The 16,590-nt window shown below is 65.3% G+C and carries 16 protein-coding genes; 4 read left to right on the top strand and 12 right to left on the bottom strand.

Translation table 11 applies throughout. The features are described from left to right. Window positions 1-101: 101 nt before the first annotated feature. The 7 genes from A5659_RS00965 to A5659_RS00935 all read right to left on the bottom strand — a co-directional run bounded on the left by A5659_RS00965 (window position 102) and on the right by A5659_RS00935 (window position 8,553). Window positions 102-2,957, bottom strand: coding sequence for an RND family transporter (locus tag A5659_RS00965; protein WP_067178869.1), 2,856 nt, complete (start codon window positions 2,955-2,957; stop codon window positions 102-104). Then, complete coding sequence (locus A5659_RS00960) at window positions 2,954-3,397, bottom strand: MmpS family transport accessory protein (RefSeq protein WP_066864734.1); 444 nt, start codon at window positions 3,395-3,397, stop codon at window positions 2,954-2,956. Before A5659_RS00960 ends, A5659_RS00965 begins: the two co-directional genes overlap by 4 nt. Before the next feature lie 71 nt (window positions 3,398-3,468). After that, window positions 3,469-4,371, bottom strand: coding sequence for an SAM-dependent methyltransferase (locus A5659_RS00955; RefSeq protein ID WP_067178867.1), 903 nt, complete (start codon window positions 4,369-4,371; stop codon window positions 3,469-3,471). 160 nt (window positions 4,372-4,531) lie between these two features. After that, window positions 4,532-6,697: a class 1b ribonucleoside-diphosphate reductase subunit alpha gene (gene nrdE / locus A5659_RS00950; protein WP_066864740.1), complete on the bottom strand. Its 2,166-nt coding sequence runs from the start codon at window positions 6,695-6,697 to the stop codon at window positions 4,532-4,534. Then, complete coding sequence (gene nrdI, locus A5659_RS00945; RefSeq protein WP_231997700.1) at window positions 6,667-7,188, bottom strand: class Ib ribonucleoside-diphosphate reductase assembly flavoprotein NrdI; 522 nt, start codon at window positions 7,186-7,188, stop codon at window positions 6,667-6,669. Before nrdI ends, nrdE begins: the two co-directional genes overlap by 31 nt. Before the next feature lie 32 nt (window positions 7,189-7,220). Beyond that, window positions 7,221-7,460: a redoxin NrdH gene (locus A5659_RS00940; RefSeq protein ID WP_064877378.1), complete on the bottom strand. Its 240-nt coding sequence runs from the start codon at window positions 7,458-7,460 to the stop codon at window positions 7,221-7,223. A 505-nt stretch (window positions 7,461-7,965) separates the two neighbouring features. After that, on the bottom strand, window positions 7,966-8,553 hold the full coding sequence (locus tag A5659_RS00935; RefSeq protein ID WP_067178865.1) for an NAD(P)H-dependent oxidoreductase: 588 nt from the start codon (window positions 8,551-8,553) through the stop codon (window positions 7,966-7,968). Between the two features lie 59 nt (window positions 8,554-8,612). Here A5659_RS00935 and A5659_RS00930 point away from each other — a divergent pair, with 59 nt between their 5' ends. Then, window positions 8,613-9,221, top strand: coding sequence for a TetR/AcrR family transcriptional regulator (locus A5659_RS00930; RefSeq protein WP_067021500.1), 609 nt, complete (start codon window positions 8,613-8,615; stop codon window positions 9,219-9,221). After that, window positions 9,218-10,255, top strand: a complete 1,038-nt coding sequence (locus A5659_RS00925; RefSeq protein WP_067178887.1) for a DNA polymerase IV — start codon at window positions 9,218-9,220, stop codon at window positions 10,253-10,255. Before A5659_RS00930 ends, A5659_RS00925 begins: the two co-directional genes overlap by 4 nt. On the opposite strand, the gene A5659_RS00920 is transcribed toward A5659_RS00925, so the two are convergent. Together A5659_RS00920 and A5659_RS00915 are read right to left on the bottom strand one after the other, a co-directional pair. Further along, window positions 10,190-11,119 carry an SDR family oxidoreductase gene (locus A5659_RS00920; RefSeq protein ID WP_067178863.1) on the bottom strand — a complete coding sequence of 310 codons (930 nt, stop codon included), beginning with the start codon at window positions 11,117-11,119 and terminating at the stop codon, window positions 10,190-10,192. The two genes, A5659_RS00925 and A5659_RS00920, sit on opposite strands and share 66 nt — an antisense overlap. A gap of 30 nt (window positions 11,120-11,149) precedes the next feature. Beyond that, window positions 11,150-11,785, bottom strand: coding sequence for a TetR/AcrR family transcriptional regulator (locus tag A5659_RS00915; RefSeq protein ID WP_066881260.1), 636 nt, complete (start codon window positions 11,783-11,785; stop codon window positions 11,150-11,152). A 114-nt stretch (window positions 11,786-11,899) separates the two neighbouring features. Here A5659_RS00915 and A5659_RS00910 point away from each other — a divergent pair, with 114 nt between their 5' ends. Next, window positions 11,900-13,378 (top strand): cytochrome P450, encoded by a 1,479-nt coding sequence (locus A5659_RS00910; protein ID WP_067178861.1) that lies wholly within the window; start codon window positions 11,900-11,902, stop codon window positions 13,376-13,378. 107 nt (window positions 13,379-13,485) lie between these two features. Here the strand turns inward: A5659_RS00910 and A5659_RS00905 are convergent, their stop codons facing one another. After that, on the bottom strand, window positions 13,486-13,992 hold the full coding sequence (locus A5659_RS00905; RefSeq protein WP_067178859.1) for a homocitrate synthase: 507 nt from the start codon (window positions 13,990-13,992) through the stop codon (window positions 13,486-13,488). 248 nt (window positions 13,993-14,240) lie between these two features. Here A5659_RS00905 and A5659_RS00900 point away from each other — a divergent pair, with 248 nt between their 5' ends. Further along, entirely contained in the window at window positions 14,241-14,486 is a 246-nt protein-coding gene (locus tag A5659_RS00900) for a hypothetical protein (RefSeq protein WP_231997699.1), read from the top strand. Between the two features lie 66 nt (window positions 14,487-14,552). On the opposite strand, the gene A5659_RS00895 is transcribed toward A5659_RS00900, so the two are convergent. Further along, complete coding sequence (locus A5659_RS00895) at window positions 14,553-15,545, bottom strand: sensor histidine kinase (protein ID WP_066881265.1); 993 nt, start codon at window positions 15,543-15,545, stop codon at window positions 14,553-14,555. A gap of 141 nt (window positions 15,546-15,686) precedes the next feature. Beyond that, window positions 15,687-16,590 (bottom strand): FadR/GntR family transcriptional regulator (locus tag A5659_RS00890; protein WP_231997698.1); only part of this gene is annotated, 904 nt, incomplete at its 5' end.

The raw sequence follows: 16,590 nt of genomic DNA, 5'->3' as shown, positions 1-16,590 counted from the left end.
ACGCTCGTCGTTTGGTAAGGGCCAATCAAGCCTGCACCAGCGCAGCGCGATTCACCCATGGCTATCGAGCCGTTGTGCCCACGAAATGCGACACCCTGACGTCAAGGAACAGCCGCGTATTCGATCGGCATCACCGGACGCCCGGTGGCGGCGCGCGCCGGCCTGGAGCGGACCAGTCGGGGCCACCAGAAGAAGGGTCCGAGGAGCCGGGCAAGCGCGGGGGTGACGAACGAACGCACGATGAGAGTGTCGAGCAGCAAACCGATCCCGATCGTCGATCCCATTTCCCCCACCGAGACCAGCTTCCCGGAAACCATCGCCATCATGGTGACGGCGAAGACCAGGCCCGCGGTGGTGACCACCTTGCCCGAGTTGGCGACCGCTCTGATCAGACCGGTGTTCAGGCCCGCTCGGCTTTCTTCGAGGTAGCGGGCGATGAGCAGCAGGTTGTAGTCAGAGCCGACCGCAACCAGGATGATGAAGGTGAGCGGCAGGCCAAGCCAGCTCATCGGGATGCCGAGCACGTGCTGCCAGATCAGGACCGACAGGCCGAACGCTCCCGAGTAAGAAAACGCGACGGTTCCGATGATGACCAACGCCGCGATCACGCTTCGTGTGATGAGCAGCATCACCAGGAAGATCAACGCGAATGCCGCGGTGGCCGCGATGATCAGGTCCGTTTTGGCCGCATCCTGGATGTCCCAGTACGTCGTCGCCGCGCCGCCGAGATAGACGCGGGCGCCACTGAGGGTGGTGCCCTTCAGCGCCTCCTGCGCGGCCGCCAGATAGGTCTGGTCATGCTGGATGCCTTGCGCAGTGAGCGCCTCACCGTCGTGGTAGATCATGTATCGCGCGGCTTTGCCGTCCGGAGACACGAAGTATTTCAGGTCGATCCGGAAAGAGGGATTCGCGAAGGCGTCTGGTGGTAGGTAGAAGAATTCGTCGTTCTTCGCACTGTCGAAAGCGTAACCCAGGTCCATCATCTGGCGGCTCAGCTCGTCGAGTTGGGCCAACTGGGGTTCGATCGTGCTGTGCTCAGCCAGGATGACCCGGTGGAGTTGGTCGAGCTCATCGACGTTGCGGCTGAGTAGTTCGACCAGTTGTGGCAGCACCGAGTCCTGGATCAGTGCAGCTTGAAGATTCTTGTCCATCTGCTCGTCCAGCTGGTCGAACTTGTCGGTCGCGTCGAACAGCGATCGCAATGACCAGCAGAGCGGGATGTCGAAACAATGCTTCTCCCAGTAGAAGTAGCTTCGGACCGGACGCCAGACGTCGTCGAACTCGGCGATGTTGTCCCGCAGCGCATCCGTGACGTCTTTCATGCCCTGGGCGGCGTTGGCGGCGAGATGCGTCGCGCCGGCCTGTTGTGACGTCAATTGCTGCTGATGACGCATCAGTTCGGTCATGCGACTCGTGATGTCGGCCATGTCGGTCAGCCGGGTGTTCAGGTCGGTGAGGAACGGCACGAGCTCCTTGATCTTCGTTCCCATCGAGCCCATTGTGTAGGTGAAGGATGAATGCTCGAGCGGAGTCCCCAGCGGCCTGGTGACGCTCTGGATCAACCCCACGCCCGGAGTGTGAAAGACGCTGCGCGCCACCCGATCCAATGCGATCATATCCGTGCTGTTACGCATATCGTGATCGGACTCGACCATGAGCATGTCGCCGTTGAGCCTGCTGACCGGGAAGTGCCTGTCGCTCGCGGCATATCCCAGCTTCGACGGGCTGTCATCGGAGATGTAGATGCGGTCGTCGTAGTTGGGCCGGTAGCTGGGCAACGTCAGCGATCCCACAAGCACCACCAGGCAACTTGCCAACAGGACCCGGCCAGGCCACCGGACGGTAACCGTGCCGATCTTGCGCCAAATGCCGGCGCCTCCTTGGCGTTTCGGTTCGAATACCCCAAATCTGCTGCCGAGTGCCAGCACGGCCGGCCCGAAGGTCAGGGCGGCGCTGACCGCGGTGAGCATTGCCACGGCACAGGGGATCCCACAGGTGTTGAAGTAATTGAGCCGGGTGAACTTGAGGCAGAACGTCGCGCCGGCAACCGCAAGACCAGACCCCAGGATGACGTGCGACACGCCGTTGACTGCGGAATAGTATGCGGTTTCCCGGTCTTCGCCAGCGTGGCGTGCTTCGTGATAGCGGCCGATCAAGAAGACCGCGTAATCGGTGCCCGCGCCGAGGATGAGGGATACCAAGAGGTTCGACGCGAACTCCGATATCCCGATGAGCTTGTGGAAGGCCAACAAGGACACCAAGCCCCGCCCGCAGTTCAGTTCCAGCATCACCATGAGCAGGACGAGCAGCGCGGTCGAGACCGAGCGGTAGACGACCAGCAGCATCACGGTGATCAGGACGATGGTGACGAACATGATCATGATCAGGCTCTCGTTACCGGCTTCGAGCATATCCGCCGACAGCGGTGCCGAACCCGAGACGTAGACCTTCAGGCCGGGCGGGGTTTTGTTCTGCGAGACCAGGTCTCGCACCGCCTTGATCGACTCGTCCGAGACCGCCGAGCCGAGGTTGCCGGCGGTCCGTACCAGCGTGTAGGACGCCTTTCCGTCGTTGCTCTGCACCCCCGCGGCAGTGGTTCCCTGCCCCCAGAGGTTCATCACGTATTGAACGTGTTTGTCGCGCCGTAGTTTTGCGACCAGATCGTTGTAGAACACATGGTCGCCTTCGTCCAACTTGTGTTCGCCTTCCAGCACGACCATCACCAGGCTGTTGCTGTCGGACTCTTTGAATACCTGCCCGATGTGGATGAGTGCTTGTGACGATGGCGCGTCGACCGGGACCAGCGGACCCCGGTTCGCTTCGGTGACCGGCTCCAGCTGCGGAACGACCGTGTTGAGTACAACCATGAGGGCGATCCACGCGAGCACCACGGGCACGGCGAACCTGCGAATGGCCTTGGCGAAGAACGGCCTTCGCGTGTTGTCACTATGGTTCATGCGGACAGCACCTGGCACCATACGCCGGCATGGTCACCGGTTGCCGTGTGTTCGGAACGCACCTGCCCGTCGACAGTGATACGGCAGCCGATGTTGCCGCCTGCCACCTGCGCGGCGATATCGGCGGTGGCCGTCGTCAAGACCGTTACTTCGGTGTGTGTCCACGGCAGCGCCGCGAGGTCGACCAGTACGGGGCGGGAGTTCACGTCCCAGTAGCTGGCCCTTCCCCACCCCGCGAGATCGCCGAAAATGTCGTATTCGATGCGTTTGGGATTGAACTGGGCTATCGAGAATTTGTTGCCCGGACTTCGAGTTCGGTCCTGGGAACCGAAGATCCCGTGTGCGGAGTCGATGATGAATGCAGCCAGGACAACCACGACGGCCACCAGGGCGGGCAGCCAGAGCCTGCTGACCAGCCGCCGACGTACGGACGCGACCATGAGTGTGACCCCTCCTGCGGGCCAAGGAAAGACATGCGGGGATGACAGTGAACGCAGCTGCGACGAAACGGCTAGGTGCGCAACCCGCTGAGCATCCGGGTGAAACTCGCAAGCTCGGCGAAGCCGTCCCCGGTGGGAGCGGGTCGCCCGGCGTCCCGAAAGACGGTGTCGAGATCCGCACTGCTTGCCTTCCAGCCACGCTCGGCCAGATACGCCACCGGATCGGCGTGCTTTCCGGCGAAAGTCAGGTCGCGCATGTCTATTTCGGGGTCCCGCTCATTCCACATCGCATGGTGCATTCGCAGGTTATCGCCAAGCGCGTCGGCCCGGGGGCTGTCGATGTAGTCGGCCCCGAGCCGGCTGCCAGGGGCACTCAAGGTGGTGATCGCGTCGAGTATCTCGTCGTGTGTCTCGGGCGGTAGGTACCCGATGAGGAGGCCCTCGACGATCCAGACGGTCGGCTGAGCGCCATCGAAACCCGCTTGCCGCAATGCCGTTGACCAGTCCTGGCGCAAATCGATGCCTAGGCAGTGGTGCCCGTCTGCAGGCGGCCAGCCCAATCCGGTCAGGACGCTGCGCTTCCACTCGATTACCCGCGGTTGGTCGACTTCGTAGATGGACATCGCCGACGGCCAATCCAACCGGTAGGCGCGACAATCCAATCCGGCGGCCAGGATCACGGCTTGCCGAATGCCCGACTGACACGCGTCGAGGGCGAAGTCATCGAGGCTGCTACTGCGCATCCCGAAGTAGGCGGGCATCCAGGCGACATCGAGGTCGGAGAAACTGATTGTGCCGTCGACTATTTGGGTGAACAATCGTAGTCCGACCGCCCGGACCAATACCTCGGCGAACGGATCCCTGATTACCGGGTCGGTTTGCCTGCTGGCGACCGCCCGTGCCGCGGCCACCATCGTCGCCGTCGCGCCTACGCCGGTCTTGAGGTCCCAACTATCGTCACGGGTCCGTGGCATGATCGCCCCTTTGCATCGTCTGGCCCCCGAACGAATCTGCGTCGCTCGGGTCGCTGTCTGATGCAAAGTTAGGGCGGCTACGACAGCCGGTCTACCCGGATTACGCGGGCGGTGGCCGGAAAACGCGGTGGCGCCCGGCTTTACACCGGGCGCCGGGGCGTTAGAGCATGCAGGACACGCAGCCCTCGACCTCTGTTCCCTCCAAAGCCATCTGGCGCAGCCGGATGTAGTACAGCGTCTTGATTCCCTTGCGCCAGGCGTAGATCTGCGCCTTGTTCACGTCGCGAGTGGTGGCCGTGTCCTTGAAGAACAGCGTCAGCGACAGGCCCTGGTCCACGTGCTGGGTGGCCGCGGCATAGGTGTCGATGATCTTCTCGTAACCGATCTCGTAGGCGTCCTGGTAGTACTCCAGGTTGTCGTTGGTCAGATACGGCGCCGGGTAGTAGACACGGCCGATCTTGCCTTCCTTGCGGATCTCGATCTTGCTCGCCACCGGGTGGATCGAGCTGGTCGAGTGGTTGATGTAGCTGATCGATCCCGTCGGCGGGACGGCCTGCAGGTTCTGGTTGTAGATGCCGTGCTGCTGCACCGACTCCTTCAGCCGCTGCCAATCCTCCTGCGTGGGAATGCGAATGCCCGCCTCGGCGAAGATCTCGCGCACCCGCGGGGTGGCCGGTTCCCACACCCGCTCGGTGTACTTGTCGAAGAACTCACCCGAGGCGTACTTCGACTTCTCGAAGCCGCCGAACTTGCTGCCCCGCTCGATCGCGATGCGGTTCGAGGCGCGCAGTGCGTGGTAGAGCACGGTGTAGAAGTAGATGTTGGTGAAGTCGATGCCTTCTTCGGAGCCGTAGTGGATGCGCTCGCGGGCCAGGTAACCGTGCAGGTTCATCTGGCCGAGGCCGATCGCGTGGGACTCGTTGTTGCCCTGCTCGATTGAGGGCACCGAGGTGATGTGGGTCTGATCGCTCACCGCCGTCAGCGCCCGGATCGCGACCTCGATGGTCTGCGCGAAGTCGGGCGAGTCCATCGTCTTGGCGATGTTCAGCGACCCCAGGTTGCACGAAATGTCCTTGCCCACTTTGGCATACGACAAGTCATCGTTGAACACCGACGGCGTGGAGACCTGCAGGATCTCCGAGCACAGGTTCGAGTGGGTGATCTTGCCGTCGATCGGGTTCGCCCGGTTCACCGTGTCCTCGAACATGATGTAGGGGTAGCCGGATTCGAACTGCAGCTCGGCCAGCGTCTGGAAGAACTCGCGCGCCTTGATCTTGGTCTTGCGGATGCGGGCGTCGTCGACCATCTCGTAGTACTTCTCGGTAACCGAGATGTCGGCGAACGGCAGGCCGTAGACCCGCTCGACGTCGTACGGCGAGAACAGGTACATGTCCTCGTTCTTCTTGGCCAGCTCGAAGGTGATGTCGGGAATCACCACGCCCAGGCTCAGCGTCTTGATGCGGATCTTCTCGTCGGCGTTCTCGCGCTTGGTGTCCAGGAACCGGTAGATGTCCGGGTGATGCGCATGCAGGTACACCGCGCCGGCGCCCTGCCGCGCGCCGAGCTGGTTGGCGTAGGAGAAGGAGTCCTCGAGCAGCTTCATGATCGGGATGACGCCCGAGGACTGGTTCTCGATGTTCTTGATCGGGGCGCCGTGCTCGCGAATGTTGCTCAGCAGCAGGGCAACTCCCCCGCCACGCTTGGAGAGCTGCAGCGCGGAGTTGATCGATCGCCCGATCGACTCCATGTTGTCCTCGATGCGCAGCAGAAAGCAGCTCACCGGCTCGCCGCGCTGCTTTTTGCCCGAGTTCAGAAACGTCGGGGTGGCCGGCTGGAATCGCCCGTCGATGATCTCGTCGACCAGCTTTTCGGCCAGCACGGTGTCGCCGGCGGCCAGCGTCAGCGCCACCATGACCACGCGGTCCTCGAAGCGCTCCAGGTAGCGCTTCCCGTCGAACGTCTTCAGCGTGTAGGAGGTGTAGTACTTGAACGCGCCCAGAAACGTCGGGAACCGGAACTTCTTGGCGTAGGCCCGGTCCAGCAGCGTCTTGACGAAATTGCGGCTGTACTGGTCGAGAACCTCGCGCTCGTAGTAGTTCTCCTTGATCAGGTAGTCGAGCTTCTCGTCCTGATTGTGGAAGAACACCGTGTTCTGGTTGACGTGCTGCAGGAAGTACTGATGCGCGGCCTCGCGGTCCTTGTCGAACTGAATCTTGCCGTCCGCGTCGTACAGATTCAGCATCGCGTTGAGCGCGTGGTAATCCGTCTCCCCCGGCAACGCGTGGGCTCCGGTGGTTACAGGCTCTGCAGCGACGGTTGGTGGCACGTCTGTTCCTTCCAAAAATTGGCTAAGCCCGCGCGGACGGCATCCACGTCGTCCTGGGTTCCCATGAGTTCGAAGCGGTACAGGTACGGAACGCCGCACTTGCGCGAGATCACGTTGCCCGCGTAGGCGAATTCGGCACCGAAGTTGTTGTTGCCCGCGGCGATGACGCCGCGGATCAACGACCGGTTGTGCTCATTGTTCAAAAAGGCGATGACCTGCTTGGGCACGTAACCGCCGGCGTTGAGGTCCGGGGTGGCCCGGCCGCCGCCGTAGGTGGGCAGGACGAGGACGTAGGGCTGGTCTACCTCGATGCGGCCATGCAGCGGGATCCGCGTGGCGGGGATCCCCAGCTTCTCGACGAAGCGGTGGGTGTTCTCCGACACCGAGGAGAAATAGACCAGTGGCGATGCCGCGGACGCGGCAACCAGGTCCCGAGCCGCGCGCAGCGGGTCGCCACTCGTCGAACCTGGGTTGCGCCCCCTGACGTCCATGGCACCGCAACCTCCTTACCTGACGTCTTGCCTTACGCGCTCAGTTCCGCCGCCGATAGCGCCTTGATGCGGTCCGGGCGGAAACCCGACCAGTGGTCGTTGCCGGCCACCACGACGGGAGCCTGCAGGTATCCCAGGGCCATCACGTAGTCACGCGCCTCGGCGTCCAGCGAGATGTCGACCTTCTCGTAGGCGATGCCCTGCTTGTCGAGCGCCTTATAGGTGGCGCTGCACTGCACGCATGCCGGCTTGGTGTACACGGTGATGCTCATAGAATGCCGCTCCTTTGCGGAAGAGGGGGACCCAATGGACTGGCAACTACTTTTGGACTGCGTCTTTGCTAGGTTCAGCGATCCGCCAGGCCCCCTGATTCCCGTCGTACGGCGGGCGAGGTCGAACGACCTGTGTGTGCCGATTTCGGGGGGTTCGCCGAGCCTGGCTGGCTCGGCGGCCCGGGGATCTGCCGGTGCTCGAAACACTACACCTAGTGGGTGACAAGTTGTCGAGATACAAGATGTTCTGAATAACAATTTTGAAATTCCCTGGTCGTGAGCCTTGTCGCGGAAAAATCCGGACACCCGCTCGGCGTGTCGCAGATCACACGCCGGGGCGGGGGTTCCGATAGGGATTGGTATAGCAGCGGCCACCGACAACACCGCCGGCGGCGACGAACCCATCCGCAGCCAGCAAAGCCGCCAGGCGGACCTGGCGGCTTCTGCTATTCGGTTAGGGCAACCGCGCTGGTCGCCCGGCGAGCGGCTTGTTGACTTCTGCCAATCAGCCGACTTCGGCGGCCAGCTTGCCCACCACATCACGCACGTTCGCGGACAGGTCGGCGTGATCTGCGGGCGCCTTGCCCGCCAAGGTCTTGAACGGCACCGACAGTTTGATCGCCTCGACCACCCGTGCGCCGGCGATGCCGAAGGACTTGCGGGTGTCGTCGTGCGCCCACACCCCGCCGTACTGGCCGAAGGATCCCCCGATGACCGCCAGGGGCTTGCCTTTCAGCGCGCCGTCGCCGAACGGGCGCGACAGCCAGTCGATCGCGTTCTTGACGACGGCCGGGTAGCTGCCGTTGTACTCGGGAGTCACCACCAGGGCGGCGTCGGCATCGGCGGCCGCGGCGCGCAGCGCGGTCACCGGGGCCAGCGGCGGCGCGCCGGTGTTCATCGCGTCGTCGATCTCTTCGTTATAGAAGGGCAGTTCCGCGAGGCCTTCGAAGATCGTGACGGTCACGTCGTCGGCGGCGACCTCCCGCGCCAGTTCGGCGATCTGGCGGTTGATCGACGCGGCCCGCAGGCTTCCCACTAACGCCAAGATTTTGATTGCCACTGTTCCCAGGTTCCCTTCGATCGTTGCGTACATCCTCGCACGGCCTAACCGGACTGTAGTCCACTTTATTCCGGCGGCGTTAAAGTGCAGGGGTGAGCGAGCGGTCCGGTGAGTTGCACGTGTGCGCGCCCCAGGTGGTGCACCAGGAACGGGGCGACGCGGCGCGCAACCGCGCCCTGCTCCTCCAGGCTGCCCGAAACCTGGTCGCCGAGCGCGGCGCCGACGCCGTCACCACCGACGACATCGCCGCGGCCGCCGGGGTGGGCAAGGGCACGCTGTTCCGCCGCTTCGGCAGCCGGGCCGGTCTGATGATGGTGCTGCTCGACGAGGACGAACAGGCCGTTCAGCAGGCGTTCCTGTTCGGTCCGCCGCCCCTGGGCCCCGGCGCGCCCCCGGCGGACCGGCTGGTCGCGTTCGGCCGCGAGCGGATCCGTTTCGCTCACGACCACTGCGAACTGCTGTCCGCCGCCAATCGCGACCCGCAGAACCGGCACAACGCACCGGCGATGGTGTTACGCACGCACGTGCGGATGCTGCTCAAGGCGGCCGATTCCACCGGCGACCTCGATGCCCAGACCGACGCATTGCTCGCGCTGCTGGACGTCGATTACGTCGAACATCAACTGGCCGAGGGCGGTCACACGCTGGCGACGTTGGGCGACGCGTGGGAGAGCCTGGCACGCAAGCTGTGCGGGCGGTGAACGCCACGGATTGGGTCCTGCACGTCGACCTCGATCAGTTCCTGGCCTCGGTCGAGTTGCGCCGCCACCCCGAATTGGCCGGGCTGCCGGTCATCGTCGGCGGCAGCGGCGACCCGAACGAACCGCGCAAGGTCGTCACCTGCGCCTCGTACGAGGCCCGAGAGTTCGGTGTGCGGGCGGGCATGCCGCTGCGCGCGGCCGCCCGCCGCTGCCCCGAGGCCACCTTCCTACCCTCGGATCCGGCCGCCTACGACGCGGCCTCCGATCAGGTGATGGGGGTGCTGCGCGATCTGGGCCATCCGGTCGAAGTGTGGGGCTGGGACGAGGCCTATGTCGCGGTGACGGCACAGGACCCCGCCGAGGTCGCCGAGCAGATCCGCAGCGTCATCTCCTCGGAAACCGGGCTGTCCTGCTCGGTCGGCATCAGCGACAACAAGCAGCGCGCCAAGGTCGCCACCGGATTCGCGAAACCGGGCGGCATTTTTGTGCTGACCGATGCGAACTGGCTGCCGGTGATGGCCGAGCGCCCCGTCGACGCGCTATGGGGCGTGGGCCCCAAGACGGCGAAAAAGCTTGCCGAACTTGACATCACGACGGTCCGGCAACTGGCCCACTGCGACGCCGAGCTGCTGACGGCGACGTTCGGCCCGCGCACCGGGCTGTGGCTGCTGCTGTTGGCCAAGGGCGGTGGCGACAGCCACGTCAGCGCCGAGCCGTGGGTGCCGCGCTCGCGCAGTCACGTCGTCACCTTCCCGCGCGATCTCACCGATCGCTCCGAAATGGACACGGCCGTAACGGATTTGGCCGAACAGGCGCTGACGGACGTGCTGGCGGCGGGCCGGGTCGTGACCCGGGTGGCGGTCACCGTACGGACCGCGACCTTCTACACGCGCACCAAGATTCGCAAGCTCGACGCGCCCAGCACCGACCGCGACGTCATCGTGGCCGCGGCCCTGCGGGTGCTCGACCTATTCGAGCTCGACCGGCCGGTCCGCTTGCTGGGGGTGCGCCTCGAGCTGGTCATGCCGGACTAGCGGCGGGCCGGGCCGCAGCGCCTTGGTGAAGATCACATTCACCTGGCGCATCGCCACGCTATAGGGCCACCACGCAAGCCTTTTGAAGGCGTAGAACGCGCGGATGTCGGCCGAGGTGTAGATCAGGTATCGGTTCTTGGCCACCCCGGCCAGGATCTTGTCGGCGGCCTTCTCCGGCGACACGGCATGGCCGGCGAACCGGCGCACCCACCGCGCGACGTTGGGGTCTTCGCGGTCCACGCCCGCGATCTCCACGGTGTTCACCAGCGGGGTGTTCACCGCGCCGGGCACCACCACCGACACGCCTATCCGGTGGCGGGCCAGGTCGAAGCGCAGCACCTCCGACAGGCCGCGCAGCCCGTACTTGCTGGCGCTGTAGGCGGCATGCCAGGGCAGGGCCACCAGCCCGGCCGCCGAGGACACGTTGACCAGATGCCCGCCGCGCTTGGCCGCCACCATCGGCGGGACGAACGTCTCGATGACGTGGATCGGGCCCATCAGGTTGATGGCGATCATCTTGCTCCACTGCTCGTGGGTGAGCCGGTCGACCGTGCCCCACGCCGAGACGCCGGCGATGTTCAGCACGACGTCCATGCTGGGATGTGCGGCGTGGATGTCGGCGGCGAACGCCGCCACCTGCTGGTAGTCGGCGATGTCCAGGGCCCGATGCTCGGGGACCTGACCGCCCAGTGCGCGCGCGTCGGCGACCGTCTGCTCCAGGCCGTCGCGATCCCGGTCGGTCAGATAAAGTTCGGCGCCCTGCGCGGCCAGCCGTAACGCCGTGGCACGCCCGATGCCGCTGGCCGCACCGGTGACCAGGCACCGCTTCCCCGCGAAAGACCGCCCGGATCCCCTCTGCGCCATGGCGGTGACGATACCGGCGGTACCACCGCGCTAGGGACGGCCCGCCCACAGCGCGTGCAACCACAGCCGCTCGAGCACGCGCACCCGCCGGTCCCGATCGCTGTCGGCTCCGGCCAGCACCGGGTCGCCGGTCAACATCAGCGCGGTGGTGCCGGCCAGGGTGCGGATCAGGGTCGGCAGGTCGTCGCTGATCGGATTGGCGGTTCCGGCCTTCATCTCGGCCTCCACAATCGCGACGATCTGGCCCAACACCACCTCGAACTGCTGGTCCAGCAGGTCGCGAATCTCGACGTCGGTGTGGCGGGCCTCGTTGCAGGCGGTCATCAGCGGGTCGTTGTGCGCGTAGACCGCGGCCGCGCTGCCGACCATCCGCTTGGCGAACTCCTCGGGCGACTCCCCCGGCTGGCGTGGCGCGAAGTACTGCGTGAGCTCTTCGAGTTCCTCGGTGGCTTCGGCCATCAGTTGCGCCAGCACCGCGTATTTGGAGTCGAAATAGAAATAGAAGCCGGACCGGGCCACCCCGGCCCGCAGGCTGATGGTGCTGACCGACAGCTCCGCAAAAGGCTTTTCCTGCAGCAATTCACGCACCGCAGCCACGATCGCCTGGCGTTGCTTGTCGCCACGCCGTCGGGCGCCCGGCTCGGGAGTGGCGGGGTCGCTGGTCACTCCCTGACCTTGCACCACGCTGCCCGAAAAGCAAACTTGACAGCCGTCAAGTTTTTCAGCGAAGGTTATGAATCAGTGACGGCCGTCACCGGGAGGGCACGCAAAGGAGCGTTTATGACCGCCACCATCAGCACCCCGCAGTACCTGTTGGATCAGGCGCGGCGCCGGTTCACCCCGACACTGCAGACCATCCCGGGGATGGGGGCGATCGAGAAGCGTCTGCTGGCCCACGAGTGGCAGACCAAGATCCTGGCGGAACCGCCGGCCGGCAGCGACCTCAAACCCGTGCTGGGCGACGCCGGGCTGCCGATCCTCGGCCACATCATCGAGCTGTTCCGCGGCGGCCCGGACTATGCGTTGCACCTCTATCGAAACCACGGCCCGCTGATCTATCTGGACTCGCCGATCATGCCGGCGGTCACCGCGCTGGGACCCGACGCCACCCAGGCCGTCTTCTCCAACAGGAACAAGGACTTCTCGCAGAAGGGCTGGCACCCGGTGATCGGGCCGTTCTTCAACCGCGGCCTGATGATGCTCGACTTCGACGAGCACATGTACCACCGCCGGATCATGCAGGAGGCCTTCACCCGCAGCCGGCTGACCGGATATGTCGAGCACATCGATCGGGTGGCGACCGACGTCGTCGCCAACTGGCCGACCAATGACGCGCGGTTCCTGTTCCACCCGGCGATGAAGGAGCTCACCCTCGACATCGCGTCGCTGGTGTTCATGGGTCACGAGCCGGGGTCCGACCACGACCTGGTCACCAAGGTCAACCAGGCGTTCACCACGACGACGCGAGCCGGCGGCGCCATCATCCGCCAGCCGATCCCGCCGTTCAAATGGTGGCGGGGCCTGAAGGCCCGCAAGTTGCTGGAGGACTACTTCGTCGAGCGGGTGCGAGATCGCCGCAACGCCACCGGCAACGACATGCTCACGGTGCTGTGCCACACCGAGGACGACGACGGCAACAGCTTCACCGACTCCGACATCGTCAACCACATGATCTTCTTGATGATGGCCGCCCACGACACGTCCACCTCGACGACCACCACGATGGTCTACAACATGGCCGCCAATCCGCAGTGGCAGGAGCGGGCGCGCGAGGAGTCCGCCCGCCTCGGCGACGGGCCGTTGGACATCGAGTCGCTGGAGAAGCTGGAAACGCTCGAACTCATCATGAACGAGTCGCTGCGCATGGTGACTCCGCTGCCGTTCAACATGCGGATGGCGGTGCGCGACACCGAGTTACTGGGCCACTACATCCCGGCCGGAACCAACATCACCATCTGGCCCGGCATGAACCACCGGCTGTCCGAATTGTGGACGGAGCCAGACAAATTCGACCCGCAGAGGTTCGCCGAACCGCGCTCGGAGCACAAGAGGCACCGGTATGCGTTCGCGCCGTTCGGCGGTGGCGCGCACAAGTGCATCGGCATGGTGTTCGGTCAGCTGGAGGTCAAGACCGTCGTGCACCGGCTGCTGCGCCGCTACCGCATGGAGCTGGCCCGGCCCGGCTACCAGCCGCACTGGGATTACGGCGGCATGCCGATTCCGATGGACGGCATGCCGATTGTGCTGCGCCCGCTGTAGAGCATCCCCGGCGGTGGCTGCCGTCGGGTAGGGACGGAGTTTCATGTGCGCTATCACCGGCGCTAGCGCACATGAAACTCACCCCGTGATCGCCGAGAGCGGCCGCCTCACTCGAGAGCGAAAAGCCGGTTGGCGCAAGCGATCACCGCGCGCAGCGCGGACTGCGTCGCATCGTCCGACCAGCCCATCGCCCATTCGGTGCGCGCCCCGTCGCCACCGCGGATGAACGTGGCGGTGCCGGTCGCCGACCGCATCTGATGAAATCGGACGATCTCGACCGTCATCCCGCACTCATGCAGCATCGCGGTCAGCGCCGCGATCGGCCCACCGGCGGCGGCGGTGAGCGTGCTGATGCGATCGCCCACGGCGATCACCGCCCGGAAGTCGCGGGCCTGCGGGCCCAGCCGGGTCGCGACGCGACCTGCGTCGGCGCATTCCCAGTGGCCGAGCCGCAGTGGACCGGTGCTGCGTCCGTAGGTCGCGACGAAGCCCTCCCAGGGCATGGTGTCGGCCTGTTCGCGCAGGCCGCGGGGCAACGCGACGCCGAAGCGTTCGCCGAACCACGCGCTGGCGGGGTGGAAAGAGTGGAGCTGATGGCGCTCGGGAAAAGTCATCGTGCCGGTCTTCTCTGGTCTGCTGGAGCGACCGACGGCAGTAACTTCCGACCCACAGCGGGGGGTCGGTCAGGATCAGAACCCGCTGCGGGTGCTAGCTACTACGAAACGCTCGAAAAGACGCACGAGCGTTGACATTAGACCTCCGGGCGCCGCACCTGCAACTTCCGCCCGACCACAAACGAACCGTACAAAAAAATATAGAAATTAATCCTAAAAGTTTGGTTTACCCATGTTTAACAGGGGGTATGACGGCGATCGACAGTCAATTAGACGGCTGTTCAACTACCCCTCACATGGAAGGCACGATCATGAAGGCGAAGAGCACCAAGAAAACCCTCAAAGCTGCCGTCGCGGCCCTCGGGGTGGCCGTGGTGTTAGCAGTACCGGGGTGCGCGACTTCGGCAGCCGGAAGCGGCGGGCTCCTCGGCGGGACCGTCGGCGGCGGCACCGGGGGAATCTTAGGTACCGTAGGCGGCATCCTCGGCATCTGACCGAAAAACGAGCGACCCGCTGGGACTGACGTCTCGGCGGGTCGCTTTTTGCCTGGACCCCTACGGCTAGCCGGCCGGCCCTGCGGCGGGCTCGAACCGCAGATACGCCTGGATCGTCGTACCGGTCCGGGTGGTGTGGGTGCGCACCAGATCCGATATGGCGTTGACGAGGTACAGACCGCGACTCGCGGGACCGCAGGGGCCCGGGTCCAGGCGGCCCACCAGCGGGTCGTCGAGTCGTCCGGAGTCGCGCGCCTCGCAGACCAGATGGCCGTCGTCTTTCCAGAAGGCCAACCGACAGGCGCCCCCGGTGTACATCAGGCTGTTGGTGGCCAACTCGGTGGCGACCAGTTGCAGATCTTCGATGCTTTCCTGGGACAGCCCCATCCAGCCCGCGTAGTCGACGGCAAAGGACCGGGCGGGCCGAAGGTCCGCCGATTTGCGGACCATGTACGTGACGGCCCCGGGACCGGCGGCCAGCGGCCGGTTGCAGCGTTCCAGGACGTCGCCGGGGGCATACGCCGGGCTGTGCTGCAGCGCACCGGATTCCCACAGCAGCGGATGGGTCGCGCGCGCGTCCGCCAGCACCTCATCGTCGAGCTGGCTGGCGTCGTACAGGCACAGGCTGGTCGCCGGGTAGCCGTCCATGGCTTCGTTGACCAGAGCCTCGTGCTCGATACAGGCGACGAACTCCTCATCGCTGCGGCCGGGCCACGCGAGCTGGCTGACGATCCGCACGCGCTGCTCCGGGTGCTCGTCGATGAACGCGCCCTCCGTCGCCATGAACCGGCTCGGATTGCGTGCCACCTCAGTGACGTCGACCATGCGCACGCCGGCGGGCAGCTGGTCGCCGCCGTACAACGCATCGCGCAGCACCTCGAGCGGCTCGGGCGGCACGGCAAGCAACACCGCCTCGTCCAACGCCAAACCGTCGCCGACGAAGCGGCCCACCAAGTCCACAAACTCCTGCTGAGAGTGGTAAATCCCTGCGGTGTGGACGAAACCGTATTGTCTGGTTTCGTTACCCGCCGTCACTTCAGCGCTCTCGCTTTCGATCACTTACGCCAACCCCCTGCTGGATCGGCTGACGCCTTTCCCCCGTGTCAGTACCCAAGTCGGGCCTTCGCTATACCGCGCAACGGATCACATTTAGGTTCACCTCATATGGCGGGGCCGTTTCGACGGCCGCCGCCGCGGCGGCTACAGCCACCAGGAGGCGGCGGCGTCGAGATGACGGCGGAGGCGATAGCAGGCGACGCTGTCGTCGGCGGCCTCGACCGCCTCGACGATCCGCAGGTGGGCGTGGTGCACGGCGAGCACGTCGGACCAGGTCGGCAGCGCCTGTCCGGTGCTCGACCAGTGCCGCCGGAACAACTCGACGATGATCCGCAGGAACAGATCCAGCATTGCGTTGCCGGCGAGTTGCGCGAGGCCGACGTGGAAGTCGAACTCCTCCGCGATCGCCCGGCGCACCTCGTCGGCCGTCTGTCGGGAGTTGTCCGGCAACCCGTGCCGGTGGGTGGCCAGAAACGCCGCGACGTCGGATTCGCCGAGCCGCTTGACGACCTTGGTGACGTTGTCGATCTCGATGGCGTCGCGGACGCAGCGCAGGTCTTCGCGGCTCGGATCGCGGTATTGCAGGTACAGCGCGATCGTGTCGATGCTGGCCTGTGCCGCGGGTTCGGCGACGACGAGCCCGCCGCCGGGGCCGCGGCGCATGTGGGCTATCGAGTGGTATTCGAGCAGCCGTACCGCTTCGCGCAGCACCGCGCGGCTCACCCGGTAGCGCTCCAGCAGAGCCGTCTCGGTGCCGAAGACCGAACCCACCTGCCAACCGCTGGCGGCGATGTCGTCACCGATGGTGGCCGCGAGCAACTCAGCCAGTTTGCCCCGGGGCGCCTCGGAATCGAGTCGCCGGCGCGTCGCACGCCCCGGGCCGCCGTCGCCGCCGGCGATTCGGCGCGCGCCAAGACGCTGTCGGAACGACACGTCGAGGCCGTGACCGGCTGGCTGCAGCGGCATCACGCCGGCGACGGCGGCCCGGGGCGTGCGACGCGCCGGCGACTCGATTCCGAGGCGCCCCGGGGCAAACTGGCTGAGTTGC

This window comes from Mycobacterium sp. 1165196.3 (genome assembly GCF_001673415.1).
GTDB lineage: Bacteria > Actinomycetota > Actinomycetes > Mycobacteriales > Mycobacteriaceae > Mycobacterium > Mycobacterium europaeum_A.
This window is presented reverse-complemented; position numbering and strand designations above follow the sequence as displayed.

Bases quoted from the DNA above. Each gene is read 5' to 3' on its own strand.
- A5659_RS00965 (WP_067178869.1), bottom strand. From the start codon at position 2,957: ATGAACCATAGTGACAACACGCGAAGGCCGTTCTTCGCCAAGGCCATT.
- A5659_RS00960 (WP_066864734.1), bottom strand. From the start codon at position 3,397: ATGGTCGCGTCCGTACGTCGGCGGCTGGTCAGCAGGCTCTGGCTGCCC.
- A5659_RS00955 (WP_067178867.1), bottom strand. From the start codon at position 4,371: ATGCCACGGACCCGTGACGATAGTTGGGACCTCAAGACCGGCGTAGGC.
- nrdI (WP_231997700.1), bottom strand. From the start codon at position 7,188: ATGGACGTCAGGGGGCGCAACCCAGGTTCGACGAGTGGCGACCCGCTG.
- A5659_RS00940 (WP_064877378.1), bottom strand. From the start codon at position 7,460: ATGAGCATCACCGTGTACACCAAGCCGGCATGCGTGCAGTGCAGCGCC.
- A5659_RS00935 (WP_067178865.1), bottom strand. From the start codon at position 8,553: ATGTACGCAACGATCGAAGGGAACCTGGGAACAGTGGCAATCAAAATC.
- A5659_RS00920 (WP_067178863.1), bottom strand. From the start codon at position 11,119: ATGGCGCAGAGGGGATCCGGGCGGTCTTTCGCGGGGAAGCGGTGCCTG.
- A5659_RS00910 (WP_067178861.1), top strand. From the start codon at position 11,900: ATGACCGCCACCATCAGCACCCCGCAGTACCTGTTGGATCAGGCGCGG.
- A5659_RS00905 (WP_067178859.1), bottom strand. From the start codon at position 13,992: ATGACTTTTCCCGAGCGCCATCAGCTCCACTCTTTCCACCCCGCCAGC.
- A5659_RS00900 (WP_231997699.1), top strand. From the start codon at position 14,241: ATGACGGCGATCGACAGTCAATTAGACGGCTGTTCAACTACCCCTCAC.